The following is a 776-nucleotide window of genomic DNA, read 5'->3' as shown; positions in this document are numbered from 1 at the left end:
ATTGGCTGTGGTTCGTCATTTACCGTAATGTTCAGGATTGTATCGGGTGCGCAGTTTGCACCTTCGTAATGAACGGTTGTGTCTCCGTCGGTTCCAAGGTATTCCACTCCGTCCACAGTCCAGGTGTAGGTTTCGTCTTCACAGATTGTTTCGTTGGTAACGATTGGCTGTGGTTCGTCATTTACCGTAATGTTCAGGATTGTATCGGGTGCGCAGTTTGCCCCTTCGTAATGTACGGTTGTGTCTCCGTCGGTTCCAAGGTATTCCACTCCGTCCACAGTCCAGGTGTAAGTTTCGTCTTCACAGATTGTTTCGTTGGTAACGATTGGCTGTGGTTCGTCATTTACCGTAATATTCAGGATTGTATCGGGTGCGCAGTTTGCCCCTTCGTAATGAACGGTGGTATCTCCGTCTGTTCCAGGGTATTCCACTCCGTCCACAGTCCAGGTGTAAGTTTCGTCTTCACAGATTGTTTCGTTGGTAACGATTGGCTGTGGTTCGTCATTTACTGTAATGTTCAGGATTGTATCCGGTGCGCAGTTTGCCCCTTCGTAATGAACGGTGGTGTCTCCGTCGGTTCCAGGGTATTCCACTCCGTCCACAGTCCAGGTGTAAGTTTCGTCTTCACAGATTGTTTCGTTGGTAACGATTGGCTGTGGTTCGTCATTCACCGTAATGTTCAGGATTGTATCGGGTGCGCAGTTTGCACCTTCGTAATGAACGGTTGTGTCTCCGTCGGTTCCAAGGTATTCCACTCCGTCCACAGTCCAGGTGTA

Annotated in this window: 1 protein-coding gene; it reads right to left on the bottom strand. The window is 49.1% G+C overall.

Annotation, left to right across the window (positions count from 1 at the left end; translation table 11 throughout):
• Positions 1-776, bottom strand: a 776-nt coding sequence (locus D1614_RS25805) for a hypothetical protein (protein WP_162304621.1), incomplete at both ends; no start/stop codon positions are given.

Source organism: Maribellus luteus, from assembly GCF_003576475.1.
In the GTDB taxonomy this organism is placed as follows: Bacteria; Bacteroidota; Bacteroidia; order Bacteroidales; family Prolixibacteraceae; genus Draconibacterium; species Draconibacterium luteum.
The sequence above is the reverse complement of the archived record's forward strand: the minus strand, read 5'-3'. Positions and strand labels throughout refer to the sequence as shown.